The organism is Listeria sp. ILCC792 (assembly GCF_900186135.1).
GTDB classification, from domain to species: Bacteria; Bacillota; Bacilli; order Lactobacillales; family Listeriaceae; genus Listeria; species Listeria goaensis.
Genome location: NZ_FYBO01000002.1, coordinates 305,169 through 331,836, shown reverse-complemented (window position 1 = coordinate 331,836; position 26,668 = coordinate 305,169). Strand labels below are relative to the sequence as shown.

29 protein-coding genes are annotated in these 26,668 nt (G+C 40.8%); 15 read left to right on the top strand and 14 right to left on the bottom strand.

What is annotated here, in order from left to right:
* Positions 1 to 21: 21 nt before the first annotated feature.
* Positions 22 to 828, bottom strand: a complete 807-nt coding sequence (locus CFS60_RS04255) for a Cof-type HAD-IIB family hydrolase (protein WP_088809366.1) — start codon at positions 826 to 828, stop codon at positions 22 to 24.
* A gap of 135 nt (positions 829 to 963) precedes the next feature.
* Here CFS60_RS04255 and yjfP point away from each other — a divergent pair, with 135 nt between their 5' ends.
* Together yjfP and CFS60_RS04245 are read left to right on the top strand one after the other, a co-directional pair.
* Positions 964 to 1,716, top strand: coding sequence for an esterase (gene yjfP / locus CFS60_RS04250; protein ID WP_088809365.1), 753 nt, complete (start codon positions 964 to 966; stop codon positions 1,714 to 1,716).
* A 74-nt stretch (positions 1,717 to 1,790) separates the two neighbouring features.
* On the top strand, positions 1,791 to 2,099 hold the full coding sequence (locus tag CFS60_RS04245; protein ID WP_088809364.1) for a metal-sulfur cluster assembly factor: 309 nt from the start codon (positions 1,791 to 1,793) through the stop codon (positions 2,097 to 2,099).
* A gap of 41 nt (positions 2,100 to 2,140) precedes the next feature.
* Here the strand turns inward: CFS60_RS04245 and CFS60_RS04240 are convergent, their stop codons facing one another.
* Positions 2,141 to 2,485 (bottom strand): PTS lactose/cellobiose transporter subunit IIA, encoded by a 345-nt coding sequence (locus CFS60_RS04240; RefSeq protein ID WP_088809363.1) that lies wholly within the window; start codon positions 2,483 to 2,485, stop codon positions 2,141 to 2,143.
* Between the two features lie 130 nt (positions 2,486 to 2,615).
* On the opposite strand from CFS60_RS04240, the gene CFS60_RS04235 reads away from it, so the two are divergent.
* Positions 2,616 to 2,807, top strand: a complete 192-nt coding sequence (locus tag CFS60_RS04235) for a bZIP transcription factor (protein ID WP_088809362.1) — start codon at positions 2,616 to 2,618, stop codon at positions 2,805 to 2,807.
* 456 nt (positions 2,808 to 3,263) lie between these two features.
* Here the strand turns inward: CFS60_RS04235 and CFS60_RS04225 are convergent, their stop codons facing one another.
* Complete coding sequence (locus tag CFS60_RS04225; protein ID WP_088809361.1) at positions 3,264 to 3,530, bottom strand: hypothetical protein; 267 nt, start codon at positions 3,528 to 3,530, stop codon at positions 3,264 to 3,266.
* Positions 3,531 to 3,638: 108 nt separating this feature from the next.
* The gene (locus tag CFS60_RS04220; protein ID WP_088815431.1) at positions 3,639 to 4,931 is read right to left on the bottom strand and encodes an NCS2 family permease; all 1,293 of its coding nucleotides are present in this window, start codon (positions 4,929 to 4,931) and stop codon (positions 3,639 to 3,641) included.
* A 174-nt stretch (positions 4,932 to 5,105) separates the two neighbouring features.
* Between CFS60_RS04220 and CFS60_RS04215 the strand changes: the two genes are divergently transcribed.
* The gene (locus CFS60_RS04215; RefSeq protein ID WP_088838870.1) at positions 5,106 to 5,747 is read left to right on the top strand and encodes an HAD family phosphatase; all 642 of its coding nucleotides are present in this window, start codon (positions 5,106 to 5,108) and stop codon (positions 5,745 to 5,747) included.
* Between the two features lie 45 nt (positions 5,748 to 5,792).
* On the opposite strand, the gene CFS60_RS04210 is transcribed toward CFS60_RS04215, so the two are convergent.
* The 3 genes from CFS60_RS04210 to CFS60_RS04200 all read right to left on the bottom strand — a co-directional run bounded on the left by CFS60_RS04210 (position 5,793) and on the right by CFS60_RS04200 (position 9,178).
* Complete coding sequence (locus CFS60_RS04210; protein ID WP_088838869.1) at positions 5,793 to 6,941, bottom strand: pyridoxal phosphate-dependent aminotransferase; 1,149 nt, start codon at positions 6,939 to 6,941, stop codon at positions 5,793 to 5,795.
* 61 nt (positions 6,942 to 7,002) lie between these two features.
* Complete coding sequence (locus CFS60_RS04205; RefSeq protein WP_088825503.1) at positions 7,003 to 7,728, bottom strand: amino acid ABC transporter ATP-binding protein; 726 nt, start codon at positions 7,726 to 7,728, stop codon at positions 7,003 to 7,005.
* Entirely contained in the window at positions 7,721 to 9,178 is a 1,458-nt protein-coding gene (locus CFS60_RS04200; protein ID WP_088825504.1) for an ABC transporter permease subunit, read from the bottom strand. The genes CFS60_RS04205 and CFS60_RS04200 overlap by 8 nt, the downstream gene beginning before the upstream one ends.
* Positions 9,179 to 9,351: 173 nt before the next feature.
* On the opposite strand from CFS60_RS04200, the gene CFS60_RS04195 reads away from it, so the two are divergent.
* Complete coding sequence (locus CFS60_RS04195) at positions 9,352 to 9,678, top strand: DUF3592 domain-containing protein (RefSeq protein ID WP_088809355.1); 327 nt, start codon at positions 9,352 to 9,354, stop codon at positions 9,676 to 9,678.
* 59 nt (positions 9,679 to 9,737) lie between these two features.
* Here the strand turns inward: CFS60_RS04195 and CFS60_RS04190 are convergent, their stop codons facing one another.
* From CFS60_RS04190 to CFS60_RS04180, 3 genes are all read right to left on the bottom strand, one after another.
* The gene (locus CFS60_RS04190) at positions 9,738 to 10,244 is read right to left on the bottom strand and encodes a hypothetical protein (RefSeq protein WP_088809354.1); all 507 of its coding nucleotides are present in this window, start codon (positions 10,242 to 10,244) and stop codon (positions 9,738 to 9,740) included.
* Positions 10,245 to 10,332: 88 nt separating this feature from the next.
* Positions 10,333 to 11,331, bottom strand: a complete 999-nt coding sequence (locus CFS60_RS04185) for an inorganic phosphate transporter (protein WP_088809353.1) — start codon at positions 11,329 to 11,331, stop codon at positions 10,333 to 10,335.
* Between the two features lie 11 nt (positions 11,332 to 11,342).
* Positions 11,343 to 11,963 carry a DUF47 domain-containing protein gene (locus tag CFS60_RS04180; RefSeq protein WP_088809352.1) on the bottom strand — a complete coding sequence of 207 codons (621 nt, stop codon included), beginning with the start codon at positions 11,961 to 11,963 and terminating at the stop codon, positions 11,343 to 11,345.
* Positions 11,964 to 12,392: 429 nt separating this feature from the next.
* Here CFS60_RS04180 and CFS60_RS04175 point away from each other — a divergent pair, with 429 nt between their 5' ends.
* Genes CFS60_RS04175 through CFS60_RS04165 form a run of 3 tightly spaced genes read left to right on the top strand, consistent with a single transcriptional unit; the run spans position 12,393 to position 14,313 of the window.
* Entirely contained in the window at positions 12,393 to 13,256 is an 864-nt protein-coding gene (locus CFS60_RS04175; RefSeq protein ID WP_088809458.1) for an aldo/keto reductase, read from the top strand.
* Positions 13,253 to 13,921 carry a DNA alkylation repair protein gene (locus CFS60_RS04170; protein ID WP_088838868.1) on the top strand — a complete coding sequence of 223 codons (669 nt, stop codon included), beginning with the start codon at positions 13,253 to 13,255 and terminating at the stop codon, positions 13,919 to 13,921. The genes CFS60_RS04175 and CFS60_RS04170 overlap by 4 nt, the downstream gene beginning before the upstream one ends.
* Entirely contained in the window at positions 13,918 to 14,313 is a 396-nt protein-coding gene (locus CFS60_RS04165; RefSeq protein WP_088838867.1) for a VOC family protein, read from the top strand. Before CFS60_RS04170 ends, CFS60_RS04165 begins: the two co-directional genes overlap by 4 nt.
* Before the next feature lie 8 nt (positions 14,314 to 14,321).
* On the opposite strand, the gene CFS60_RS04160 is transcribed toward CFS60_RS04165, so the two are convergent.
* The 4 genes from CFS60_RS04160 to CFS60_RS04145 all read right to left on the bottom strand — a co-directional run bounded on the left by CFS60_RS04160 (position 14,322) and on the right by CFS60_RS04145 (position 18,088).
* A complete protein-coding gene (locus CFS60_RS04160) occupies positions 14,322 to 15,173 on the bottom strand; it encodes an RluA family pseudouridine synthase (protein WP_088809349.1) in 852 nt (283 codons plus the stop codon).
* A 41-nt stretch (positions 15,174 to 15,214) separates the two neighbouring features.
* The gene (locus CFS60_RS04155) at positions 15,215 to 16,519 is read right to left on the bottom strand and encodes a hemolysin family protein (protein ID WP_088809457.1); all 1,305 of its coding nucleotides are present in this window, start codon (positions 16,517 to 16,519) and stop codon (positions 15,215 to 15,217) included.
* Positions 16,520 to 16,739: 220 nt separating this feature from the next.
* Positions 16,740 to 17,612 carry a cation diffusion facilitator family transporter gene (locus CFS60_RS04150; RefSeq protein ID WP_088815426.1) on the bottom strand — a complete coding sequence of 291 codons (873 nt, stop codon included), beginning with the start codon at positions 17,610 to 17,612 and terminating at the stop codon, positions 16,740 to 16,742.
* Positions 17,613 to 17,662: 50 nt separating this feature from the next.
* Positions 17,663 to 18,088, bottom strand: coding sequence for a hypothetical protein (locus tag CFS60_RS04145; RefSeq protein WP_088809347.1), 426 nt, complete (start codon positions 18,086 to 18,088; stop codon positions 17,663 to 17,665).
* Positions 18,089 to 18,343: 255 nt separating this feature from the next.
* On the opposite strand from CFS60_RS04145, the gene CFS60_RS04140 reads away from it, so the two are divergent.
* The 7 genes from CFS60_RS04140 (at position 18,344) to CFS60_RS04110 (ending at position 26,610) form a co-directional block, all read left to right on the top strand.
* A complete protein-coding gene (locus CFS60_RS04140; RefSeq protein WP_088809346.1) occupies positions 18,344 to 20,485 on the top strand; it encodes a transglycosylase domain-containing protein in 2,142 nt (713 codons plus the stop codon).
* Between the two features lie 289 nt (positions 20,486 to 20,774).
* On the top strand, positions 20,775 to 20,978 hold the full coding sequence (locus CFS60_RS04135; RefSeq protein WP_088809345.1) for a PLD nuclease N-terminal domain-containing protein: 204 nt from the start codon (positions 20,775 to 20,777) through the stop codon (positions 20,976 to 20,978).
* Entirely contained in the window at positions 20,975 to 21,880 is a 906-nt protein-coding gene (locus tag CFS60_RS04130; RefSeq protein ID WP_088809344.1) for an ABC transporter ATP-binding protein, read from the top strand. Before CFS60_RS04135 ends, CFS60_RS04130 begins: the two co-directional genes overlap by 4 nt.
* Entirely contained in the window at positions 21,877 to 22,665 is a 789-nt protein-coding gene (locus CFS60_RS04125) for an ABC transporter permease (RefSeq protein WP_088815425.1), read from the top strand. The genes CFS60_RS04130 and CFS60_RS04125 overlap by 4 nt, the downstream gene beginning before the upstream one ends.
* A gap of 509 nt (positions 22,666 to 23,174) precedes the next feature.
* On the top strand, positions 23,175 to 23,885 hold the full coding sequence (locus CFS60_RS04120) for a PoNe immunity protein domain-containing protein (protein WP_088838866.1): 711 nt from the start codon (positions 23,175 to 23,177) through the stop codon (positions 23,883 to 23,885).
* Positions 23,886 to 24,026: 141 nt separating this feature from the next.
* Complete coding sequence (gene fumC, locus CFS60_RS04115) at positions 24,027 to 25,388, top strand: class II fumarate hydratase (RefSeq protein WP_088838865.1); 1,362 nt, start codon at positions 24,027 to 24,029, stop codon at positions 25,386 to 25,388.
* Between the two features lie 88 nt (positions 25,389 to 25,476).
* The gene (locus CFS60_RS04110; protein ID WP_088809340.1) at positions 25,477 to 26,610 is read left to right on the top strand and encodes a DUF445 domain-containing protein; all 1,134 of its coding nucleotides are present in this window, start codon (positions 25,477 to 25,479) and stop codon (positions 26,608 to 26,610) included.
* The last annotated feature ends 58 nt before the right edge of the window (positions 26,611 to 26,668 follow it).

Sequence of the window (26,668 nt, the reverse complement as noted above, 5' to 3'; positions counted from 1 at the left end):
AGTTTTCATCAGTCCAGCAGTTTATAAGATATTTTCTTCTAAATAAACGGCAATACCGTCTTCTTCGTTGGAAAGTGTGATGGTGTTGGCTACGTTTTTTGCAGATGGGACAGCGTTTCCCATCGCAACGCCAACGCCAGCATAGTCCAACATTTGTAAATCATTTGATTCATCGCCAAAAGCAATGATGTCTTTTTGAGAGATGCCAAGTGATTTTGCTGCTTTTTGGATTCCAACGGCTTTATGAATGCCGTATTTTACGATTTCAACAGCTGGCCAGCTCGCACCCCAAGTGTGATGAGAAATAACATCAGCCAATTGTTCATCAAGATGTTTGCTCATTAAAGCCAGTTCTTCATTTTTTCCAAAGAAAAGTAGTGAAGTTGCGTTGGCGTTAATTGCATTTCGTATATTTCCGATGATCATGTTGTTGACGCCTAAATGAAAGGTGTCGGGCACAGTGTCATCGCTACGCTCTAAAAAAACGCTATCTTGAACTTCAGCAGCAATATTAGCAAGGGGTAGTTGATAAGAGTAATCAAGTATATCTCTTACGATATTTAAGTCGATTGCTTCGTGGTAACCATCATGGAAATTGACGTCGAGTGGGTGATGCAAAACAGCACCGTTAAAATTAACAATAGGTGTTGTAAGTTCTAGTTCGCTATAATAGAAGCTGCTTAAACGGTAAGGGCGACCAGTTGCAATCATTACTTCGTGGCCAAGGTTACGTGCTGATTCAAGAGCTACCTTTGTTCGTTTCGAGATAGTTTGGTCATCTTTTAAAGTTGTGCCATCTAAATCAAGTACAATTAATTTTTTATCCATAGTTAGCTCCTTTTAATTAAGTTGGATATTTTTTGTTAGCATAATCTACTATCATGATAGACTGTAAAAGAATCTTTGTAAATGAAAGAACATTAATAATTGGTAAGAAAAACAAATAGAAATGAGGCCGTGCAATTGATTCAAGTATTTCATGAAAAAATAAAAGATATTCCAGTTTTACATATTGTTGGCGAAAAATATAGTGCAGAAAAGATTCGAACTGTAGTATTTTATCATGGATTTCAGTCCCAAAAAGAGCTGTACCTTCAGTATGGCTATTTTTTAGCTGAAAAAGGGATTCGAGTGATTTTGCCAGATGCGAAATTTCACGGAGAACGAAAAGGGAATATTAGTGAAGAAGAGCAAGCGATGTATTTTTGGGATGCTGTGCAGGCAAATATTGATGAACTAGGTGGAATTGTTGATGAGCTTGTTGAGAGAGGACTTACTAATAAGCAAGAAGTGGGCGTTGGCGGTGTATCCATGGGAGCGATTACTTCGCTTGGAATATTAGCCAAATATGACTGGATAAAAGTTGTTGTGAGCCTCATGGGAAGTGCTTATTATGGTCATTTTGCTAAAGCGCTTGTCAAGCAGTCCGTAGAGTACGGGTTGGAATTTCCTTTTGATGTTGAAAGTAGGATTGCGGCGCTGAATCCGTACGATTTAAGTGAGCAACTTGAAAAAATAGAGAACCGTCCACTGCTTTTATGGCACGGGAAAAAAGACGATGTCGTTCCGTTCGCTTATAGTGAAAAACTGTTCCAAACATTGGTGGAACAGCAATTAGATCAGAATGTAGAATTTATTGTTGATCAAAAAGCGAAACATAAAGTGAGCATTGAAGGAATTTTAGCTGGCGTGGCGTTTTTTGAGAAGCACCTCTAGAACAACGATAGTGAAAATGATTCTCATGTATGATACAATAATTTTACAAACAGCTAAAAGGAGGTTCGTACCTAGTGGATGAGGAACTAAAAGAAAATATTATGGGTGCACTTGAACAAGTGATTGACCCTGAACTTGGAATTGATATTGTCAATATTGGTTTAGTCTACGATGTAGATTTAGATGAAGACGGTTTATGTACGGTAACCATGACGTTAACGACGATGGGCTGCCCGCTTGCTGGCGTGCTGACAGATCAGGTTCACGCAGCGTTAAGTGATATCCCAGAAGTTAAAGATACGAATGTTGAAATCGTTTGGAATCCACCTTGGACAAAGGACCGGATGTCACGTTATGCTAAAATTGCACTCGGTATCCGTTAAATAAAAAAGTGAGAGCTAGCATCTACACAGGATGCTAGCTCTCACTTTTTTTCAAGTTGTTCAATTCGTTTAACGAGAGCGGCTTCACGTTCATAAACTTTTACAAGCTTTTTAGCGAGATTTAATTCGGTGTGCGCGGTCATTAAATGATCTTGACCATGAATTAATAAAAAACTAGGTGCGGTATTTTCAGTTTCTCTTTGTGAAACTAATTTGACTTGCCAACTGTGACCGCTTTGGTATTCAACTAAACCAGCTTGTAGGTGTGCTTCTGCGGACGCAAAATCATATTTTTCGGCGGCATCAATTGCGTTAAAGGCTTCTTTTCGTGTGTTGCCACCATGAAAAATCATTTTAACAACGGCTTCCTCAGTTTTAATCCCCATAATCTCACCTCAACATATACTTTCTTTTTATTTTAGCAGAATAAAGCGAATAAATCAGCCTATAGATGGATTTAGTGAAGAGTTTTTTTGTTTATAATGAAAGTATCTAGTTGAGTAGGAGGGATTTTTCATGGAAGAGCGTTTATACGAGCTAGAAGATAAGGTTCAAGATTTAGAGCTTGAAATTTTTGAATTGAAAAAACAAGTCCATGAGCTGGAAAGTCATCCGAATGAAAGTAGGGGTTTGCTAGGCGGACAAGTGTGGGTTTTAATTCCCATTATAGCCATTATTGGCGGTGTTCTTATTACTATTTTGGATTGATGAAAAAATTTTGTAAAAAATATAAGGGTTTTTACTCGATTTTTTTGTCATTTTTAGATATTATGTATAAAGGTGCTATTTTTTTAAAAGAATTATTCTAATTGGTCACAAATTTTCCACAGTTTGTTCCCTTGCTTTTTTTGAGAAGAATAGTACAATATAAAGTATAGAGTTTTATCCTGATGAAAGCGAAATTGTATATTTTGTTTTCATGGGGATAAGACCCTATCATGGTTATAGTGGCTTTCGGTGTATCCATCTTCCAATAGATTAACGTTTGTTAATCGTCTGTTTTGACACCGAACCATTATTTGTTTTCATTCATCTCATTTGCCGTGTAGTTCTGTTTATGCCTCATCCCGTTATGCATAGACTGATGAACATGATGGCGACGCTGAATTTCTATTCAGCGTATTTTTTTTGCCATAAAAAAAGAAGAAGTATGACTTCCTCTCTTTAAAAATAATAGCTAATAATAAAACCAATGAAATTTGGAACTGCCGCAATGGCGAACATGATGCTCCACTGCATTTGTTTTTTTCGATTTGGATTGCCAGCGCGGCCACCTAAAGAGACGAAAGCAGAACAGAAAATAGAGGCGAACACGAGTAGCGCAGCGATAAATGAAAATAAGGTCGAAAGCGTGTAATTTGGTAAGATGAAGCTAGATAAAAAGATAAGAAATGCTAAACCGATGCCGGCTAAAAATGATTTTAAGTACAAAGTAGTCATCCTTTTCTAAATTAAGATTACTTTCTTTATAGCAAACGTAGCTTTTTTTGTCTAGTAAAAAAAGCCAAAAGTCTCGGAGGAAACTTCTGGCTTTTGGCATTAATGTGGTAAGAAGGCGACTAAAATGAAGAATAGTACGGCGATAACAATGAGGAATACGTTAAGCTCACGCCATTTACCAGTAAATATTTTTAGGATTGGATAAGAAATGAAACCAAACGCAAGTCCGATTGCAATGCTTGAAGTTAGTGGCATCGCTAGAATGACTAGGAATGCTGGGAATGCCTCGTCAAGCGTATCCCAATCAATTTCTCTAACAGCGCCAATCATCATGCTTCCAACGATGATAAGAGCGGGAGCTGTAATGGCTGAGATGCCGGAAACAGCGCCAACTAGTGGTGCGAAAAAGGCTGAGATGACGAACAGAATCGAAACCGTTAGCGTCGTCAAGCCGGTTCGTCCGCCAGTTGCCACACCTGCTGTGGACTCAATATAAGCGCTCGTAGGGGTTGTTCCAAAAACAGAGCCGACTGTAGTTGCGACCGCATCCGCCATTAGAGCTTGTTTGGCATTCGGCAATGATTCGCCTTTCATTAGGCCTGCTCGCTTGGCTACGCCAATCATTGTGCCAGTCGTATCAAAAATGGTAATAAGTAAAAATGATAAAATGACAGCGTATAAACTGTGTGTGATAACATCTGAAAATGCGTTAAGCGGGTTTGTAAATACAAATTCAGGCATTGGCGGCAATTTTACGAAGCCATCTGTGAATTTTAGTTCGCCAGTGAAAAAGGCGATGATACCTGTGGCAATCATACCGATGAATAAAGCGCCTTTTACATTTAAAGCCAGGAAGATTAACGTGATAAGTAGACCTGCAATGGCAAGCAGTGCTTCTGGCGAGTGTAGGTTTCCTAGGCCGACCAAGTTTGAATCGTTTTGTACGATGATGCCGGTCATTCGGAAGCCAAGAAATGCAATGAACAAGCCAATTCCGGCGGTGATACCAGCTTTTAGATTATGCGGAATAGCCGTGATGATTTTCTCCCGAAACGGTGTTAATGAAAGCAGTAAGAAAATAAGTCCCGCGACAAAAACGGCCGCGAAAGCTACTGAATAATCGAGTTTTTGAGTGGTGACAACAGTGACGAAATAAGCATTCATTCCGAGGCCAGGTGCGATAGCGATTGGGTAGTTGGCGAATAATGCCATCCATAGGGTACCTACAACAGCGGAAATGATTGTGGCCATAAACACTGTGTTAAACGGCACGCCTGCTGCAGATAAAATCGCTGGGTTCACGACGATAATGTATACCATCGTTAAGAAAGTTGTAAATCCGGAGATGATTTCTGTTCTAGCATCGGTTCCGTTTGCTTTTAATTGAAACATAAAATAGTGACACTCCCTTTAATTAATGTTATTTACGAACAATAACTATTACACATACAATAATATTCGTTTTTTAGTTAAAAAGCAAGTGCGGCTTGGCAATTTTTTCGCGCTACCGTCAAAAAGTGAATTATGATACAATGAAAAGGATTACAAAAAGAAGGAGGGCGCAATTTGAAGGCGATTATATTTGATTTTGATGGTACGATGATTGATACCGAAAATTTATGGCATGAGGAAACCATGCGCTATGTCAAAGAAAATTATGATATTACAATTCCCGCGCATATTTATCAAGCGATAATTGGAACATCAGAAGAACCATTACATGAATACTTATTGGAAAAAACAGCCGGGCGGTTTAATGTCGAAAAATTTACAGCCCATATTGCGGAACGTTTACACGGAGGTGTAGATGAATTAGAACTTCGGGAAGGCTTCCTACATATTTTTAATTACGCCGTTCAAAATAATTTTAAAATTGGTTTAGCAACCAGTTCTGGTCGCGATTGGGTCATTCCTGTTTTAGAAAAATTTGAGTTGTTGAAACATTTTTCTAGCATCCAAACAGCCGATGATGTTACAAACATAAAACCGCATCCTGAACTTTACATAAAGGCAATCGAAGAACTGGGGGCGGGAATTGAACGCACTTTTGCCGTTGAGGATTCCTTAAACGGTACGCTAGCCGCAAAAGAAGCCGGCATCCAAGTCATCGTTGTCCCAAATGAAGCAACAAGCGGCATCAAATTCCCTACAGACGTCAAAATCTATCCCAACTTTGAAGCAATTCCATTAACAGAAGTATTCAAATAAGCCATACGCCAAGCGTATGGCTTATCTTTATCTAATTTTACAAATCTAAAATTCAAGCCCCGCCAGTCGGTCGAAAGCTTCTTCTAGTGTTTTTAAGTCTTGAGTTGCCGCTAGTCGGACATAATTGTCGCCGCCATCGCCAAATGCGCGTCCCGGGATAACGAGAACTTGCGTTTTTTTCAACAGATATTCACTAAAAGTTACAGAATCCATGCCTGTTTTCGTGATATTTAGAAAAGCGTAAATCGAACCTTTCACAGGATGAAGTGATAAATAGGGAATTTCTTTGACGCGTTTTGCGACGTATTCCAGGCGTTCCTGAAAGACTTTACTTACCTCTGGGATAAGTTCTTCCGCATGATTTAAAGCGTAAATAGCCGCACGCTGTGAAGGAGTAGGGGCAGAGTAGGTGATGCCCTCGTTTACAAGCTTGGCTGCCTCGTTAATATAGCTCGGCGCAACCATGTAACCAAGCCGCCAGCCTGTCATCGCAAAGTTTTTCGACATGCTGCCGAACGTAATCGTGTTTTCCGGCGCAAGACGCGCCATCGGAATAAAAGGCTCATAAAAACTAAAACCGTCGTACACTTCGTCAGAAAGAATATAAAAATGATGTTTCTTAGCAAGCTCCGCGATTTTCTCAAGCGTTTCAAGTGAAAAAACCGCGCCAGTTGGATTGTTCGGCGAATTTAAAATAAGCGCCTTCGTTTTATCCGTGATGGCCGCCTCTAAAATGTCCGTATGAATCATAAAATCATCTTTTTCAAAAGTAGGAATGATGACCGGCACGCCACCAGCTGCCAAAACCTGATCTTTATACGGCGAAAAATAAGGTTCATGAATGATAACTTCGTCGCCTGGATTTGTAATGACTTGTAGCGCCAAATACATGCCGTGCAAAGCGCCCACAGTTGCCCGAACTTGATTTCGCTCAAAAGAAAGTTCATATGTACGCTTGAAAAAATCACGAATGGCGTCAATCAACTCGACATCGCCGCCTGATTCCGTGTATTTCGTATGCCCCGCTGTAACGTCTTTGAAAGCCGCCTCAATGATTTTCTGATTCGTAATTAAATCCGGATCCCCAATGGAAAGGTCCAAAATGTTTGGCGTTGTTTTCGCAAGCGTCCCAATATCCGCTAAAATATTAACAGGCGTTTCCTGCCATTTCGCACTAATAAAACTTTTATCCATTATGTCATCTCCCTAACGAAAAAGGAACGCACGGAGCATCCCTTTTTCTTGTATTGTAGCATTAAGCTAAAACTTTTCCTAGAAAATCTTTCGTCCGTTCATTTTGCGGATTGCCGAAAATTTCTTCCGGTGTGCCCATTTCTTGAACAACACCAGCGTCCATAAAGACGACACGGTCAGCCACTTCACGAGCAAAGCCCATTTCATGTGTGACAACCACCATCGTCATGCCCTCTTTCGCAAGAGATTTCATGACGCCAAGCACCTCACCGACCATTTCTGGATCAAGCGCGGAAGTAGGTTCATCAAACAGCATCACATCGGGATTCATCGCGAGCGCTCTAGCGATAGCCACACGTTGCTGTTGACCGCCAGATAAACTTGACGGATAACTTGATGCTTTTTCTGCTAACCCCACTTTGGTTAAAAGCTGAGTCGCGTGTGTTTTCGCTTTGTCGGCGTTCTCTTGCTTGACCTTCAGAGGAGCAAGCATTAAATTCTCAAGTACAGTTTTATGTGGAAATAAATTGAAGTTTTGAAAGACCATGCCCATTCTTTGGCGTAAGCTGTTGATATCCGTACCCTTGGCAAGCAAATTTTTGCCTTCGAATAAAATTTCACCGCTTGTCGGTGTTTCTAGTAAATTTAAACAGCGTAGGAAAGTACTTTTGCCGCTTCCAGAGGGGCCAATGACCACCACCACTTCTCCGGCTTGAATGTCTAAATCAATTCCTTTTAGAACCTCATTTTTCCCAAAATATTTGTGTAAATCATTGACTTTAATCACTTGTTTTCATTCTCCTTTCAGCAACGCCTAGCAGTCTTGATAAGCTGAACGTTAAAACAAAGTAGATGAGCGATGTGATGATAAGCGGAATAAATGGCTTGAAGCTTGCGCCTTGAACAACACCTGTCATAAACATCAGCTCGCTGACGCCGATGATGGAAACAACGGAAGATTCTTTAATAACTGTTACGAATTCATTTCCAAGCGCAGGGAGGATATTTTTAATCGCCTGCGGAAGAATGATGTAACGCATTGCTGCACCTTGTGTCATGCCAAGCGAGCGAGCCGCCTCCATCTGACCTTTATTCACGGCCGAAATACCAGCACGAATAATTTCTGCTACATATGCGGCGCTGTTTAAAGATAGCGCGATGCAACCTGATGCAAAAGCAGATAAATTCAGCCCGAAAACTTGTGTGCCGAAGAAAACGATGAAAATTTGCACGAGTAGTGGGGTACCACGAACAAATTCGATGTACCAAGTCGCCGGCCAGCGCAACCATCTTGTTTTCGCTAGTTTGAGGAGAGCAAGGAAAGCACCAAAGATAGCACCGAAAAACACGCCAATCGCAGCGAGCGCAATCGTATAAAGTGTTCCTTTTACAAAATAACTACCATACTGCTCAAAAAAACCACCTTTTTGGAACATTAGCTCATTCGCTTCTTTTTGATAGTCTTTCAAAAGCCCCTCATCTTTAATCGTTTTAATAGATGAGTTTACTTGATCTTTGAGCGAGGTTGCCCCTTTTTGCATCGCAATAGCTGTTTCTTTTTCGCCATTTACAAATGTAATATCAGAAATGGCAAGCGCCTTATCTTGACTAACATAAGCATCAGCAACAGGCCCCTCAAGCACAACACCGTCTACTTTATTACTCTTTAAGTTTAAAATCAGGTCAGGTACTTTTTGAAGTGAAACGACCGAAGATCCCGTCAGCTCGTTTTGAGCCAGCTCTTCCTGTGTCGTCTGCTTCTGCGCCCCAACTTTCTTGCCGTTAAAGTCTTGTGTGGACGTAAATTTATTTACATCCGCTTTTCGAACAATCACTTTTTGTTGTACGGTCATATACGGATTCGAGAAATCGACTTCCTTTAAACGTTCTGGTGTAGGCGACATGCCTGAAATGATTAAATCAATTTTCCCGGTTTTTAAGGCGCCTAGGAGGCTATCAAAGCCCATCTCTTTAATATCAAGTTGAACATCCATATCGTCCGCAATTTTTTGCGCGATACTAATATCGAAACCAACCGTTTTATCTTTTCCGTTAATTGTTTGGTGGAATTCATAAGGTGGATAGTCAGCAGATAAGCCAACAACAAGCGTCCCTTTATCTTTAATTGCTTGCAAAGAATTGTCGGAAGCTGCATGTGCAGGAATGAAACTTGAAAAAATGAAAAGAAAAATAAGTCCAATAACTGCGAGCTTCTGCAAGATATTTTTCTGTGCCATGTGCATAACTCCTTTTTTGTATCATTGATGTAATAATAATACATCAATATGTTTAAATATGCAATGTTTTTTTGAAAATTTAGCACTTGAAACTTAAATTGCTATTTTACTACGGGTAAGGTATATTGAAAGCGATACAGAAGTTTTGTTGTAACATAAGGGAGCTTAGAACGATGAAGAAAAGATTTTTAAAGATTTTAATTATTTTTGGCATTGTATTGGTCATTCTTTGGCTATCAGGATTTCTTAAGATAATCTATGTTTATTTGAACAACACAGAAACGACAGCCGAAATTACTCAAGTGAAAAGAACGTTCGAAAAAACGAATTCTGGGAACGTTTATAAAATATATGTCACATATAAAACAGACAATCAGGAAGAAATCCAAACAAGTTTTAGGGAAACTGTTGATGTGTATGAAGCTGATTATTATTACGTTGGAAATACAATTTCAGTGCTCTATTCAAATTGGACACCGTCAGTTTGTTTAGGTCAATGAATGAGGAAGGAAAATGTTTTGCTCATAAAAAAACTATAGACAAGATTAGTTGTCTACAGTCAAAATTCTTCCTTCATCAATTTCTGGATAAAATATCCGAGGAAGAAAAAATTATCGGGGATATTCGTATTGTCGGATAAAAAGTCAAAAGTGACATCATTTTCATTTTCCGTAATGACTGCACTTTCTTGTCCGTGGAATAAAATAATAATCGGAGCATCCTTTTGCTTTTGAATAATCTCAATTGGAAACTCGCCGTCCGTAGAAATAATATGTAGGGGATAATTAGGAAGGTCTTTTTCTACAAAAGAAATGGCCTTTTTGTTTTGCTTATCATGATAGACGATAGAAGCTCCGTCTTTACCAAGCCAACCAATTTCGAGGGTAATCGAGCTGAGCTCTTGATCCATTGTAGATGTATAGGCGAAAATATCATGATTTTTAGAAAAAGCAATTTTGGAAGCAAGTTTGACAAGTTGCCCGATGCTTTCATCTTTTTCGTTTTTCACCTCAATGGGCCGATTTTTAGCGACATAAAGTGGCTTTTCATAATAAAACCTGGACATCAAAAAACTCCTTTCCTTATTTTGTATACGTATTCCCTTTTTTAAAACAAAAAAACCACTACCAGAAGCGGTAATGGTTTGAACAGTTTTATAAGAATAAACGTAAAATGAAAAAGGCTAGCGCTGCAATAACAGCGGAAATTGGGAGTGTGATAATCCAAGTAATAATCATACGTTGTGCGGTATCCCATTTGACCCCTTTTACGCGATGCGCGGTACCAACGCCAAGAATAGACGAGCTGATAACGTGCGTAGTGCTGACTGGTAAATGAATGAAAGTAGCGCCGAAAATAACGATAACAGAACCGAGGTCAGCTGCAACCCCGTTTACTGGCTTGATTTTCATAATTTTACCACCAACGGTTTTGATGATTTTCCAACCACCAATACTTGTTCCAACAGCCATGGCAACTGCACAGGCAACCTGTACCCATAATTGCACCTCATCATCGGATTGGAATCCATTTGCGATGAGCGCCATTGTAATAATACCCATTGATTTTTGTGCATCATTTGTTCCGTGCGTATAAGACTGGAGGGCTGCTGTTCCGACCTGAATCATTCGGAAGCGGCGATTTGTCGCGGCTAAATTTAAGTTTTTCAAGAAAATCTTAAATAAAGTGTAGAGCGTATACCCGACAGCAAAAGCTAGGAACGGAGAAGCGATAAGACCAATCAATATTTTGGAAAACCCACCGTATTCAATGGCAGAAAATCCTGCGGAAGCAATCGCAGCTCCTGCAATGGAACCGATTAAAGCATGCGAAGAACTACTTGGAATACCATAGTACCAAGTAAGTAGGTTCCAGAAGATAGCGGCTAAAAGTGCGGCTAAGATTACAATTTCGCCGTGCGGCACGCTAAATGGATCTACGATGTCTTTCGTAATCGTTTTGGCAACACCAGTAAAGGAGATTGCCCCGACAAAGTTCATAACAGCAGCTAAAACAATTGCATGTTTGGGCTTAAGAGCCTTTGTGGAAACACTCGTCGCAATGGCGTTGGCTGTATCATGAAACCCGTTAATCAGGTCAAATGCAAGCGCGGCCAGTACGATGACTACGGTAATTAGTAACATTCCTTCCATCTGGTTGCTCCTTACGCGTTTTTCATGACAATTGATTCAAGCGTGTTTGCAACGCTTTGACAGTTGTCAGCGATTTCTTCTAGGTTTTCATAGACTTCTTTTTTGCGGATGATTTTAACCGCATCGGTTTCTTCTTGGAAAAGCTTAATTAATGATTCGCGGTAAACTTCATCACACTGAGACTCATAATCTTTAATTTGAATCGCAAGCTTGCGTACGTCTTTAAGTTTCTTATCGAAAACTAAATCTACTGCTTTTTCGATTTCAACCGTACTTTTTTGAATAGCTTCAATGAATTTAAGCATATAGTCGTCATAATGCGTGATTTGACAGATTTCAAGTGAAAAAGCTGTTTGCTCAAGGCCGTCCATAACATCGTCTAGACGATTGGTAAGCTCAAGCATATCTTCACGTTCGATTGGCGTGATAAAAGCATCGTTTAGTTCCATAATCATTTTATGGACCATTGTATCACCAGTTGTTTCATACTCTTTCATTTTATCTGAGAAAGTATGCAAGTCCTCCACTGAATTGATGTTGTAAGATGCAAAAAAGTTGGCGCCTTCATGCAAATTTACTGCAATATCATGAAGCAAAGATGCAAAACGGTCTTTTTTGTTTTTAAAAGCCATTTTTTTCAATTCCCCCGATCTTTTTAGTAAGTCATTTTGGTCATTTTAAGTTGCCCTTCAAGTTAGAACAGGAAGGGTTCTCTCTTTACAATTTGCTTACAAAAAAATAAAAAACTTTTACTTGAAATTTACCACATGTTAATACTAACATATTGATGCTCTAAATAGTAACTTTTTTTTAAGTATAAAGTTACATAAATCGGTCGTAAACGCTTCCATTGCCAAAAATAAAACGTTGCGTAGCTTTAACTAAGAAATAAATTTTTTTAAGTTCATTTCTTTCGGATGATTGCTGACACAAAATTAGCTCATGAAATTATCCTTTTTAGTGGGAAGAAAAGAATAATTTCGGTATACTGGGAGTATTATGTAGAATCTTTTTTGGATAGCTAAAGGAGGTTTGTCAAAGTGAAGACTTTAAAGGACAAAATGATGCTTACAAACGGGGAACAAATTCCATACATTGGTTTAGGTGTTTTTCAGATGAGCGAACCCAATTATATTATGCAAGCTGTTATGCAGGCAATTGAATGCGGCTACCGTTTATTTGATACGGCAGCTGTTTATAATAATGAGAAACAAGTTGGTAATGCGATTCATGCGTGTGACGTAGAACGAGACGAACTTTTTATTAGTTCGAAAATTTGGAATGGCAATCAAGGTTATGACGAAACACTTTTTGCGTTTGAACGCACACTTCAAAATTTAAAGCTGGACTATTTAGATTTATATTTAATTCATTGGCCGATTGCGGGGAAATATCTCGATACGTGGCGGGCTTTCGAACGCCTACTGCGCGAGGGGGCTGTGAAATCAATTGGGGTCGCGAATTTTAAACAGCATCACCTCGAAAAATTATTCCAAGTGGCACAAGAGAAACCCGTTTTAAACCAAGTGGAAACGCACCCGCTACTGCCGCAAAATGAGCTGCGCGAATTTTTGAAGAAACATGATATTGCGCATGCCGCATGGTCGCCGCTTGCGAAAGGGACGCTGATGCAGCATCCGGTTATTGTCGATATCGCGAAAAAGCACGGGGCGTTTGTGGATCAGGTGATTTTGCAGTGGCATTTAAATCGAGATACGATTATTATCCCGAAATCGATTACGTCAAGTAGAATACGTGAAAATGCCAATTTGGCGTATTTTAAATTGGACAATGAAGATATGCGGAAATTAAATAAGTTGGAAACGGGGACATATGTTGGTCCTGACCCGGACGACTTGGACTACTTTTTGAACAGTGTGGAGCGCGAGCGGGAATTCATTGAATCAGGAGATAAGGACGCATGAGCGACTTGCAAAAAATCAAAGACGCGTTACAAAAACTTGCCAATGCGGAGAATCAGCCCAAAATGGAAGCCTATATGAAAAATCAGTTCGCTTTTTTGGGGATAAAAGCTGGTCCGCGCAAGGAATTTGTACGCGACTATGTAAAGATAAACGGTGCTCCCGAAAATCTCGAATTGTTGGCAGAAAAACTATACCGCGAACCTTACCGGGAATACCAATACGTGGCGATTGATTTATTGATCCGCTACATGAAAAAAGCAGATGAAAATGTGATTTCTGTTTATGAGAAGCTCATTCAAGAAAAATCTTGGTGGGATACGGTTGATTTGCTAGCTAGCACGCTTGTTGGTCACTATTTTTTGAAATATCCCGAACAAATGGCGCCTTACAATCATAAATGGGTGACGGGCGACAACATGTGGCTTGTTAGAACCGCGATTTTATTTCAACTGAAGTATAAAGAAAAGACGAATGAAGCGATTCTTTTTGGAAATTGCGATCAGTGGCGTCATTCCAAGGAATTTTTTATTCAAAAAGCAATTGGCTGGGCGCTCCGCGAGTATGCCAAAACGGAACCTGACAAGGTGAAACAATATGTACTTCGTGCGAACCTTGCGCCGCTTAGTAAACGAGAAGCGCTGAAGCATTTTAAGGACACGCTATGAAGTTGCATCATGTGGAACTTTACGTGGGGGATTTAGAGGCGTCGCGGGAATTTTGGTCGTTTGTGTTGGAAAAACTTGGCTACTCGCTTTTTTCCCAGTGGGAGAAAGGTTTTAGCTACTCAGATTCAGATTGTTACATCGTCTTTGTGCAGGCGGAGGAGCCATTTTTGCCTTTTGGGTACCACAGGGCGCGAATTGGTTTAAATCACTTGGCGTTTTATGAGGCGTCGCGCGCAAAAATCGATGAATGGCGGTCAACTTTGCGTGAGCGCGGGGTAAAATTGCTTTACGATGAGCGTTATCCATATGCGGCAGGAGCCGATTATTACGCAGTCTTTTTTGAAGACCCAGACGGTATGAAAGTCGAGATAACAAATAGCAGTAGCCGGTGAGGCTACTGCTATTTGTATACCCAATCGCGCCCGGGGGACACTTCAAATGTCATTTTTTCTTCGGTGAACGGGTGGGTGAGGTGGAGCCGTTCGGCGTGCAGCAAGACACGTCTTGCGCGCTTTGAACCACCGTAAAGTGTGTCGCCAACAATTGGGTGGTGGATACTGGACGTGTGGACACGAATTTGATGGGTGCGGCCAGTTTTAAGCGTGCAGCGGACGAGCGTGACACCTGCTGTTTTGTCGGCGCTTAAAACGTGAATGTGCGTTTCGGCAGCTTGCCCGTTTGGACTCACACGTTTTTTGCCAGACTGGTGGCGGTCATTTCCGATGGGCTGGTTGATGATGCAGTCACCGTTTAAAACGCCGCCTAGGACAGCTAAATATTCGCGTTTAATTTGCCGCATTTCGAGTTTATACGAAAGGGCAGCTAGGCTGAGCGAATGTTTCGCGAAAAGGATGAGCCCGGATGTCGTTTGATCGAGGCGATGGACAGGCAAAGCGGTGCCGCCACGCGTTTTATTCAAGTAGAATTGAACGTGATTTGCAAGCGTATCCGTTTCACTTGGCGCATTCGGATGAGTTTTCACGCCAGCCGCTTTGTTCACAACAAGCAGATGCGCATCTTCAAAGACCACATCAAGCGGTGCTTTAGTCGCATGAATCGGCTTGTCTTGCGTGGGCAAGGTCAAAATGCCGCCAGAAACGAGCGGTTTGTCGAAGTCTATCAAAACCCCATTAAGCAGCACATTTCCTGCCATACGCAACTCATGGCGCGCCTTTTTCCCAAGATGAAAAAGCTCTTTTAGCACTTCTGCAAGCGTCAGCCCGTCCCAGCTCGGCAAAATTTGAATTTCCACAGTAATCCCTCCTACAAAAGAAGAAAGAATAAGCACGTGGCCTATTCTTCCAGTTTTTTAAAGATTTCTAAGTACTCGATATGATGCGGTTCTGCCTCTTTTACGCGGAAAATAAATCCGCCATATTCAATTTCGTCTCCGACTTCGACTTCGTAGTTTTGCGTTAAGAACCAACCACCAATTGTGTCGACTTCATCTTCCGCGAGATCCGTACCTAAAATATTATTTACTTCGTCAATCAAGAGTTTTGCGTCCACGATAAAATGCCCATCTTTAATTTTTCTGATTTCTGGAATTTCATCTGCATCGAATTCATCGCGAATATCACCAACGATTTCCTCGACAATATCTTCTACCGTGACAAGGCCAGATGTGCCGCCGTACTCATCTAAAAGAATGGCAATATGTGAACGCTCTTTTTGCATGCGAATTAAAAGTTCCTTAATGGGAATCGTTTCAATAACACGAATAATTGGTTTTACAAACGGGTCAATTGGAAACGGCTTACTTGATTCATGTTCGACGTAAGCCGACAAGATTTCCTTCAAGTTTAAAACCCCGATAATATGATCTTTATCACCGTCAATGACAGGATAACGCGTGTAGCGCTCGTTTTTCATGATGTCAGAAAGACCAGAAATATCAGAGCCGGAATCAACGGTCACAATTTCCGTACGCGGAATCATAATTTCTTTTGCCATTCGTTCATCAAAATCGAAAATTTTATTTACATAACGAAATTCCGACTGGTTAATTTCGCCGCTCTTGTAGCTTTCGCCAACAATGATGCGCAGTTCTTCTTCCGTGTGGGCAATTTCATGCTCACTAGCTGGCTCCAAGCCAAACAATTTCGAGATTAGAACAGAAGATTCATTGAGCAACCAAATGAACGGGAACATGATTTTATAAAAATAATGTAGCGGTCTCGCAACTGTAAGTGCGACAGCTTCTGTTTTATCGATAGCGAGCGTTTTTGGTACAAGCTCCCCAACGACCACATGTAAAAAGGTGATGAATACAAAAGCAATCACAAAGGAAAGAATCGTTACAGCCGAACTCGGAATGGCAAGCATGTCGAAGAGTGGATGTAAGGCCGCCTCAACCGTAGATTCACCGAGCCAACCAAGACCTAGCGAACTAATCGTAATCCCAAGCTGGCAGGCAGATAAGTACGCATTTAAATGGTTATAAATGTATCGTGCCAGTTTAGCACGCTTGTTTCCTTCTGAAATAAGCTGGTCTAGCCTACTCGGTCGCATTTTCACAATTGCAAATTCTGTCGCCACGAAAAAGGCGGAAACTGCAATTAAAAATGCAATAATTAAAAACTTAATCGTTAATATCAATCGCATGCCATCTATAGAACACTATAAATGGCTAACACCTCCTATGGTATCTGTTTTTTTATGAAAGCAGGTGTGAGCTTAGTTCCCAAGAGGAAATACTAGAAGCATCGCCCTGCATAAATTGATTTAGTTTCTCTGCCCCATCGGTATATTCCCTCCCAACCTTAAAAAGCTATACATACTCAAATTATAATGGACTTTCCAAAAGAAAACAACGAATTTATTCTTTAGAAAAAGGCTCGATATGTACAAGCGTGTAAGCATTTGGAAATTCCGTACGAATCACGCTTTCGATGCGCTCGGTAATGGCGTGACTTTCGGTTACATTTAGCGCCGCATCAACCGAGATAGTTGCGTCAATCCAAATACGATTACCGTTAAAACGTGCTTTAATATCCTTCACCTCTTTGACATCGTCCACGCCCGCAATTAGCTTGTGGATTTCTTCCAGTTTGGAGACATCGAATCCGTCTGTCAAACTATGCGCGGCATCAAAGAAAATTTTGACGGCGGTGTAGCCGATGAGAACGCCGACAAGAAGGGCGGTGACCGCATCAAGCCACGGCACCCCAATGATGGCGCCTAAAATCCCAAGACAAGCCCCAAAGCTGACCCAAGCGTCGGAACGATTATCATATGCGGCAGCACGAATGGCTTGACTGTCGATTTTTTTCGAAAGCCGAATGTTAAAAAGATAAATGATATACATAAACACGCCAGAAAAGAAGGCTACAATGGCAGTGAGCATGCTCGGTGTGCCGTAATTTTTTTGAATTAAGTTGACGATGGATTCAAAGACAACTTGTAAGCTGACGAGTAGCATGATAAAAGAGGCAACTAGTGAGCTGATGGTTTCGGTTCGGCGATGGCCATAGGCGTGGTCTTTGTCCGGCGGAATACGCGAAATTCGAAGGCCAATTAATAGGGCGATAATGGCGATAACATCGGTTGTGTTGTTTAAGCCGTCTGCAAAAAGAGCGTCAGAATGCCCAATAAGTCCAACTGTTACTTTTAGCGCGGCGACAAAGATGTAGGCAAACATGCTTAGGAAAGCGGCTTTTTCTGCTTTTTTAATATCTTGATAGGCTTCCACTTTTCATTCCTCATTTCATTACAAAAATCTCTCCGAAAAAATTCGGAGAGCTAAACTTCTATAAAAGCTTTTTTTAATTGTTTTACCGAAAGTGCGATCGTGTCACACACTTCTTGGTAGTGCGCCCACTTTGCTGGTAATTCATTGATGTGTTCGGGGTCTTCAATATCCCAGTAAACGATTTTTTTGTTAAACGCATCTGGGAAATTCGGTGCTAATTCATTTGTAGAATCGTAAATCGTCACAATTAAATCTGCATCCTCAAGCAATTTTTGGCTAGGCGTGTAAGAAAAACTGTTTGGAGCTTCCATTGAAAATTCATGAAGCACATCATTTACAAAAGAAGTTTCCCGCGCTTTTGACCAAGAGCCGCTGATGAAAGTGACATCACGAAGCGGTAGTTTCTTTGCCCAAGCAAGCGCAATGCTGCTACGAATATGCGATTGTGACAAAAAATAAATAAGCTTGTGAGTCATATTCCAAATCCTTTCTACATCAGTCTGAAAAATAATCTAGCAATATTGTAAAAGTACCCCTTTTTCGCGTTTAGAAACATGATTTATAGGAAAAGTTTTAGAGGAATTGTGACAATGTTATGGCAAGTGTTTACTTTGACTAAAAATAAGACTTAAGAAGGTAGAAAAAAATTCTGATTTAGCGTAAAATGATCATATTCCCGTGTATTTTTATATGCGCGGAGAAAACTAATTAGAGAAAGCTAGGAGATAAATTTGGAAAATTTTAAGCAGCTGATTGTGAAGTATTTCAAACAATTTTTCAGCTTTATCTGGAAATGGATTGGCATTGGATGGCGCAAATTTAGGCGCTTTTTGAGAAATCGTCATGTAATTAAAATTATTATTTTAGCAGTTTTATTAGCGGTATTAGGATTTATTGTATACTTGACGATTGTGGCCAAATCAGCAGATATTGACGCGCTTAAAAAGGGACTTGAAACAGCTACGATTATTTATGATAAGGACGGGGACAAAGCAGGGGAACTTTCGTCTACTGATGCGACGTTTGTTAAAATTGATAAAATTTCCCAAAACTTACAAGACGCAGTTGTTTCCATTGAAGATCGCAAATTTTATGAGCATAATGGTTTTGATATAAAAGGGATAATGCGTTCTGCAGCTGGACTCGTTTCAACTGGTGGGATAACCGGCGGAGGAAGTACGATTACGCAGCAGCTCGCTAAAAATGCTTTGCTAACCCAAGAACAGACGTTTACACGTAAAGCAAAAGAATTGTTTATGGCACGTGAAATTGAGCGGACATATTCGAAAGATGAGATTTTAGAGATGTACTTAAACCGTTCGTACTTTGGTAACGGTGAATGGGGTGTAGAAAACGCATCTAAAAAATACTTCGGCAAATCAGCGGCCGATTTAAACGTTCCAGAAGCCGCTACAATTGCGGGTTTACTTCAGGCGCCTAGTGCGTACGACCCTTACAAGCATTTAGACAAAGCAACGAACCGTAGAAATATGGTTTTAAAAGCGATGCAGGAAAATGGAAAAATTACAGAAGCGCAGTATAAAGAGTATAGCAACACGAAAATTGTGTTAACGAACAAGGCGCAAGACCCACTTGCGAATAAATATCCGTGGTATATTGATGCGGTCATTAATGAGGCGGTCAATGAAGCCGATGTGACGCAAGATGAAATCATGAAAAAAGGTTATAAAATCTACACGGAACTTGACCAAAACTATCAGACTTCGCTTGAAGGAACGTATAGCGATGACAGTTTATTCCCGAAAAATGCGGCAGACGGGACGCTTGTTCAATCTGGTGCGGTATTAATGGATCCAGCAACTGGCGGGATTCGGGCGTTAGTTGGCGGACGCGGAGAACATACTTTCCGAGGGTTTAACCGTGCAACGCAAATGAAAGCTCAACCAGGTTCCACAATGAAACCTTTAGCAGTGTATGTGCCAGCGCTTGAAGCAGGCTGGAAAGTAGACGACATGCTGCAAGATGAGAAGACAACGTATGAGGGCAACTATACCCCGACCAATGTTGGTGGCTACTATCAAGGTGAAGTGCCGATGTATGAGGCTGTCGCTAAATCGATTAATGCGCCTGCTGTGTGGCTTCTTGATCAAATAGGAATTAAAAAAGGTGTTAAATCTTCGAAGGAATTTGGTATTCCGCTTGAAGAAAGCGATGATACGCTCGGACTTGCGCTTGGTGGCTTAAGCAAAGGTGCTTCACCAGTTGATATGGCAACAGCTTACGCAACCTTTGCGAACAAGGGCGTTAAACCAGAAAAGGGCTACATCATTAGTAAGATTGTCGATCCTGCGGGTAACACAATCTATGAACATGTACCAGAAACAAAACGCATCATTTCGGAAAAAACTTCGAATTCAATGACCTCGATGCTTTTAGACGTTGTTAACACTGGAACAGGTACAAACGCTGCTGTTGCAGGATATGAAATGGCCGGGAAAACGGGGTCAACGCAAGTTCCGTTTGATGATACAAGTGGAACGAAAGACCAGTGGTTCGTCGGGTACACACCCGATTTAGTAGGCGCTGTTTGGATTGGCTTCGATAAAACGGATGAGGCGCACTACTTAAAAACAACTAGTTCGCAAGGCGTTGCTAATTTGGCACACTACGTCATGAAGAGCGGATTGCGCTATCAAACGCCGCAAGATTTTGATACGAAGAGTGCCGCACAAGAAACAAAAGCGAAGGAAAAAGAAGAAAAACAAAAAGCGGCAGAAAAAGATGATTTCTGGAATACCGTCAAAGAAAAAGCAAATGATGCTGGAGACGCCATCGAAAAAGGCGCTGACAAAGTCGTTGAATTCGGCGGGAAAGTCAAAGATGGCATCGGAGATTGGATTGGTTCGTGGTAATAAGCAATTGAGTTGGAGCATTTAGCTCCAACTCAGACTGATGACAAACAGCGATCTTCGTCGTTAAAGCCTCCGTTCCGCTCCTCGCGTACTCGAGTACGCTCCGGTGCGGTACTCGGCTTTGCCTAGAATCTCACCATTTGTCATCAGTCTGAATATAGTGGGATTACGTTTTGTTTTGTGTTTTTCTACAATCTGAGTTGGAGCATTTAGCGCCAACTTTTTTTATGTGATTGACTAGAAGTGTTATCTGTTATACAATATATATAACAGAAAAGGAGTGTTTAATATGGAATTTGCGGGAATTAATTGGGCCTTAATTTTACCTATCTTAATTTTAAATCTTGTTCTACTTATTACGGCGCTTGTCGACTTAATTAGACACTGGAATGTGCGCAAAAATGCCATCATTTGGCTTGTCGTTATTTGTTTTATTAATACAATTGGTCCAGTGATTTACTTTATTTTTGGAAGAAAAGAGGAGTTCAAATGACAGAGCTCCGCATTCAAAATTTGTCCAAGCGTTTTGGCGCGCAAAAAGCAGTTCAAAATGTGGATTTAGTTGTGCCAGACGGGGCGTGCCTCGCACTGATTGGCCCAAATGGTGCTGGGAAAACGACACTAATTAATATGCTGGTGCAAATTTTGAAACCAGATGGCGGTGAGATTTTGCTTGACGGGAAACCAATTCGGCATTTGAAAAATTTGATTGGCTACTTGCCGCAGTATCCGCATTTTTATGGTTGGATGACGGCGAAAGAATGCCTGAACTTTATGGGCAAGCTATCCAAAATGAATCAAGCCGATTTAAATGTGCGCATTCCGGAAGTTTTAGCGCTCGTCGGTTTGGAAAAAGAAGGAAACAAACGAATTAGTGGGTTTTCAGGCGGCATGCGTCAGCGTTTAGGCATAGCTCAAGCCATTTTGCATCGCCCGAAATTGCTTGTCATGGACGAGCCAGTCTCGGCACTGGATCCAATTGGACGTATGGAAGTCATTCGGTTGGTTGAGAAATTGAAATCGGAAACGACCATTTTGTTTTCAACGCACATTTTGGCGGATGCCGCTGAAATTTGTGACCATATTACGATGATCAAAAAAGGTGAAGTGGTACTTGATAAGCCGCTCGAAACGCTTTTAAAAGAAGCAAGCACAAATGTTTTTGAAGTGGAACTATTAGGCGAAAACGCAGCGTGGTATGCGGAAGTAAGCGAACACTCAAACATTTTGTTTTCCGAAAAAAAAGGCTCGGTTTACCGGTTTGAAGTGCAAAATAAAGCGGAAATGAGTGTTTTTTTGTTGCAGTCGCTTGCATCAGCGAATGTCGAAGTGGTGCGCTTTATGAATGTGCATGAAACGCTCGAACAAATTTTTATGAAGAAGGTGAGCGAATGAATGCATTACTTGTGAAAGAATGGCTCGAAATGAAACGCAACTTAAAGCTATTATGGTTGCCAATTGTTTTCGCGATTCTTGGCTTAACGCAGCCGCTTATTGTAAAATTCCTACCAGAAATTCTAAAAGCAGTCGGCGGCATTCAAAACGCAGATGCGCTCACACAAATGATGGGCCCCACGACGCCAGAAGTCATTTTAGGTCAAACGCTCGCTTCGCAATTCGACCAGCTCGGCATCATCATTTTTGCAGTCGCAGCGATGGGCACTATTTTGGCCGACAGAACAAGCGGCATGCTCGCTTTTATTATGACGCGTCCCGTTGAACTCAGTAGTTACATTGGCACGAAATGGCTTAGCCAGCTCGCAACCGCATTTTGCGCACTGCTGTTTGGCTACGCGCTATCCGCTTATTACACGATTCTTTTATTCGGTCATTTAAGTTTAAAACGAGTCATCATCGCCTTTTTGATTTATTTTGTCTGGTTTTGTTTCGTGGTCGGAATTGTCATCTTGGCCAGTGCCTTCTTCAAAAGCAGTGCCGCTGTAGCGAGTACCGCTGTCGTGCTCGCGATTGTTTTCACTGCGCTCAATGCGGTAGACTCAAAATGGCTAGCACTAAATCCAGCCTATTTAAGCAAAAACGCGGTCGAATTTTTAGCCAGTGGTAAGGTTTTAGAATGGTTTTACGTCTCTTTAGTCCTTACGGTGATTTATCTAGTCGCACTATTCGTTTTAACGCTTGTCGTGATGCGAAAAAAACCATTACAGGTTGAGAACCATTAAAAGAGCAAATAGATTCATAAAGAAACGCACTTTTCATTTGAAGAGTGCGTTTTTTAGCTGCAACTGATAAACAAGTTGTCCGTCGTAACTTAGACCACAAATCGACTTTTATTGCCAGTTGGATATAATGTGGTTGTGAACATTTGAACTTTAAGCATAGGAGAGTAAGATGTTTGACAGGTTTGATAGAGATGAAGCCAGTGAGGCAAAAAGTAAGAAACGAAAATATCAAAATTTAGTGACTAAAATTGGATAAATCGAACGAGATATTCAAATGGCTGTTAAGGAAACGGTGTCGTTAGAAATGACACAGTATTTAAATCCTTATAACTAACCAGGATATTCTGTTAGATGGTATAATAGCACAGAAATTGCCGAATTAATAAAAGTTGAATTATTAATGTATCCTAAAAATGTTCAATCGCTATTAGTAAATGTTGATGTAAATGGGAATCATGTTGAGAGGGTCTTAGATTCAGCAGGTAAAAAAAACAGTGAAGGAGAATGTTATGCGAGATATTATTAAAGATTCACTATACTTTGAAAACCATCTCAATGAAATAAATAGATTGATAAAGAAATATGCTGATATGAAACTCATAATTATAGGTGAATATGGGGAAAATAGTCCGAGGGTGAGGACTGCTAATATAATTTTATCGAACTATTATCTTGATAAAATAAACTCGCTATATTCAATGGGTAAAACCCAAAATGAGATTAAAGAAGTTTATTCTTACTTTGTTGAAACACTTGATTCAACATGGGATAAAGAAACTGGAAGTTATATACAATTACTTCAAGCTGTTTCACTTGGAATACTCTTAGAGGAGACTAAAGAGCTTGAAATATTGCAGCAGTTAGTACAAAGAGAAGGTTTTCATGATTTTCTGATTGATTATATGTTTCATAGTGTAGATAATTCATGGGTGAAAACTAATGAGCTTGCATTCACCAGACCATATGAAACTTTGAAAGCTGTGACGCAAGCTCACACAAAAGAGGTAGCGGAAACATTACTGAAGCAATATGTGGAAAAAGAATGGTATCAAGGTCATCGTGATGCTGGTTGGTATAATTCACATAAAAGCCCTCATGCTATCTATAACGGATATTGGAGTTATGAAAGTGGGGCAGTTGCTAAAATTATGCAACTTAATGACGCGGAATTTCAAACTATTAAATATTATCCTTATGATTTTGTACAATATGAACAATGAAGAGTCTGGAGCCTACTTAACATTTGTTCCGTGAAAAGGAAAAATAGAGAAGCAAAAAGCCATCTTTAAAAATGGTTTTTTGCTTATTTTTATGACTCAGACTCTTTTTAAATGTGCTATACTATTTTCGAGGTGAGGATTGTGGAACGAATTGAAAAGGATTCATTTGGTGAGATTTCTGTTGATGCGAGTAAATTTTGGGGGGCACAAACTGAGCGGAGTCGGCAAAATTTTAAAATTGGTGAGCGACGAATGCCACTTGAAATTATTGATGCTTTTGCGTTTTTGAAAAAAGCTTGCGCAAATGTGAATGCTGCTGCTGGGAAGCTTGAAATGGAGAAAGCGCAAGCAATTGGCCGCGCCTGTGACCGCATTTTGAGCGGCGAACTAGACGAGCATTTTCCACTTGTTGTGTTCCAAACAGGGAGCGGCACGCAGACAAATATGAACGTGAATGAAGTGATTGCATTTGTTTCGGAGGAAAATGGAACAAAGGTGCATCCTAACGATGATGTGAACATGTCGCAAAGCTCAAACGATACGTTTCCGACCGCAATGCACATTGCTGCGTATAAGGTGATTCATCAAAATCTTTTGCCAGAACTCGATAAATTTCAAGCTATTTTAAAAGAAAAGAAAGAAGCTTATATGCAAGTCGTGAAAATCGGGCGGACGCATTTACAAGATGCAACGCCGCTTACGCTCGGACAAGAAATTAGTGGTTATGAGGCGATGATTAAAAATGCCAAACGTTTTATTGAGGAAAGTAGCGGTTCACTTCGCGCGCTGGCAATTGGTGGCACCGCAGTTGGAACCGGGATTAATGCATCGAAAGATTTTGGAGAACAAGTCGCAGCCGAACTTGGCAAGATGACCGGCAATCCATTTGTGTCGGACGAAAATAAGTTTTTTGCGCTCTCAAGCCACAGCCCAATCAATTATGTGCATGGCGCCATTCGTGCTCTTGCGTCTGATCTCATGAAAATAGCAAACGACATTCGTTTTTTAGCCAGCGGACCAAGAAGTGGAATTGGCGAAATTAGCATTCCAGAAAACGAGCCCGGTAGCTCTATTATGCCGGGGAAAGTCAACCCGACGCAGTGTGAGGCGCTTACAATGGTTGCCGCACAAGTGATGGGCAATGATATAACAATCAATGTGGCGAGCAGCCAAGGGAACTTGGAATTAAACGTGTATAAGCCGGTCATTATCGACAACTTTTTAGAATCTGTACGTTTGCTGACAGATGGTATGAAATCGTTCCGTATCCACTGTTTAACGGGGCTTGTCGCCAATGAAGCTGTCATTCAAGAAAAACTCAAGAACTCGCTCATGCTCGTGACAGCCTTAAATCCACATATCGGCTACGAGAAAGCCGCAGAAATTGCGAAGGCGGCACATAAAAATGGCACGACATTACGCGAAGCCGCGGTCACTTCTGGCTACGTAACAGAAGAGCAGTTTGACGCTTTTATTGACCCGCTTAAAATGACGAACCTTTAATCATACTTTAGAATGAAATTCCCCGAGAAGCATTGTCGCTTGGGGGATTTTCGCGTATAATGAAACCACTCTAAAGGGTGGTGCAAAGATGCAAACTATAGTAACAATTGGGTTAATGGCGCTAATCGGTGGTTTTATTGGAGCGATGACGAATTTTATTGCGATTCGCATGCTTTTTAGACCATTTGAGGCGAAATATATCGGAAAATGGCGCGTGCCGTTTACACCGGGATTGATCCCTAAAAGACGGGACGAACTCGCGAAAAAAATAGGTGAAGTGATTGTCGAACACTTGCTCACTGGCGATATGATACAGCGCAAACTAGAAGATGAGGCACTTCAAAAGGAAGTTATCCTAACCGTACAACAATTATTTGAAGAAAAAATGGCGCTGCGGACGACACCAGAGGAACTCGCAGAACTCGCTGGATTTAAAGACGGGAAGGAAAGGCTCATTCACTGGGTTTCGGACAAAATCGAACAAGAGCTAACCCGCTTTTTGGAAGAAAAACAGGATGTGGCATTGCAGCAATTTGTTCCCGCCGAACTAAAAAACAGTGTAAAGAAACATTTGCCTGATATGACAAAAATAGGCACTGAACGCGTTCAAAGCTACATTTTAAGCGAAGCCGGCGCCGCACAAATTGCCGCTATGTTAAACAAGTTTTTCACCGAACATGGCAAAATGGGGAGCTTTGCGAAGCTTGTTTTAAACGTGGAATCCTTGACGGAAAAAGCGCAAAAAGAATTGGTAAAAATGCTTGCGCAACCTGAAACGGAACAAATGATTTTAAATTTATGTGAAACCGAACTCGACCATGTATTTTCACAAAAATTAAATGACATTTTGGCAGCGGATAAATGGCAGCAATTTACTCAGCAAATAAAACATGAAAGTGAGCAATTTTTACGTTCGGAGAAATGGTTGAATAAGCCACTTCAGGACAATTTGAGGAAATATGAAACGCATATTTCGGAGCATCTCATTCCGTATGCCACACTTCGCGTACTCGATTTTGTCGCAAGCCACAGTGCCGACATGATGAAGCGACTCGATATTTCAGGCCTTGTCGAAAAACAAATCGAGACATTTTCCCTAGAAGAGGTAGAAGCGATTGTAATCGATATTTCGGGACGCGAGCTAAAAATGATTACGTATCTCGGCGGTGTTTTAGGTGGTTTTATCGGAATTATTCAAGGGATTCTAGCGATTTGGGTGTGACAAGCGTTAAGACTTTTGTTATAGTTAGTTAAGAAGAAATAAACTATTTTGGAGGACT

Coding starts and splice junctions, on each gene's coding strand:
- CFS60_RS04255 (WP_088809366.1), bottom strand. CDS start 828: ATGGATAAAAAATTAATTGTACTTGATTTAGATGGCACAACTTTAAAA.
- CFS60_RS04240 (WP_088809363.1), bottom strand. CDS start 2,485: ATGGGGATTAAAACTGAGGAAGCCGTTGTTAAAATGATTTTTCATGGT.
- CFS60_RS04235 (WP_088809362.1), top strand. CDS start 2,616: ATGGAAGAGCGTTTATACGAGCTAGAAGATAAGGTTCAAGATTTAGAG.
- CFS60_RS04220 (WP_088815431.1), bottom strand. CDS start 4,931: ATGTTTCAATTAAAAGCAAACGGAACCGATGCTAGAACAGAAATCATC.
- CFS60_RS04210 (WP_088838869.1), bottom strand. CDS start 6,941: ATGGATAAAAGTTTTATTAGTGCGAAATGGCAGGAAACGCCTGTTAAT.
- CFS60_RS04200 (WP_088825504.1), bottom strand. CDS start 9,178: ATGGCACAGAAAAATATCTTGCAGAAGCTCGCAGTTATTGGACTTATT.
- CFS60_RS04195 (WP_088809355.1), top strand. CDS start 9,352: ATGAAGAAAAGATTTTTAAAGATTTTAATTATTTTTGGCATTGTATTG.
- CFS60_RS04190 (WP_088809354.1), bottom strand. CDS start 10,244: ATGTCCAGGTTTTATTATGAAAAGCCACTTTATGTCGCTAAAAATCGG.
- CFS60_RS04185 (WP_088809353.1), bottom strand. CDS start 11,331: ATGGAAGGAATGTTACTAATTACCGTAGTCATCGTACTGGCCGCGCTT.
- CFS60_RS04180 (WP_088809352.1), bottom strand. CDS start 11,963: ATGGCTTTTAAAAACAAAAAAGACCGTTTTGCATCTTTGCTTCATGAT.
- CFS60_RS04175 (WP_088809458.1), top strand. CDS start 12,393: ATGATGCTTACAAACGGGGAACAAATTCCATACATTGGTTTAGGTGTT.
- CFS60_RS04170 (WP_088838868.1), top strand. CDS start 13,253: ATGAGCGACTTGCAAAAAATCAAAGACGCGTTACAAAAACTTGCCAAT.
- CFS60_RS04165 (WP_088838867.1), top strand. CDS start 13,918: ATGAAGTTGCATCATGTGGAACTTTACGTGGGGGATTTAGAGGCGTCG.
- CFS60_RS04145 (WP_088809347.1), bottom strand. CDS start 18,088: ATGACTCACAAGCTTATTTATTTTTTGTCACAATCGCATATTCGTAGC.
- CFS60_RS04135 (WP_088809345.1), top strand. CDS start 20,775: ATGGAATTTGCGGGAATTAATTGGGCCTTAATTTTACCTATCTTAATT.
- CFS60_RS04130 (WP_088809344.1), top strand. CDS start 20,975: ATGACAGAGCTCCGCATTCAAAATTTGTCCAAGCGTTTTGGCGCGCAA.
- CFS60_RS04125 (WP_088815425.1), top strand. CDS start 21,877: ATGAATGCATTACTTGTGAAAGAATGGCTCGAAATGAAACGCAACTTA.
- CFS60_RS04120 (WP_088838866.1), top strand. CDS start 23,175: ATGCGAGATATTATTAAAGATTCACTATACTTTGAAAACCATCTCAAT.
- CFS60_RS04110 (WP_088809340.1), top strand. CDS start 25,477: ATGCAAACTATAGTAACAATTGGGTTAATGGCGCTAATCGGTGGTTTT.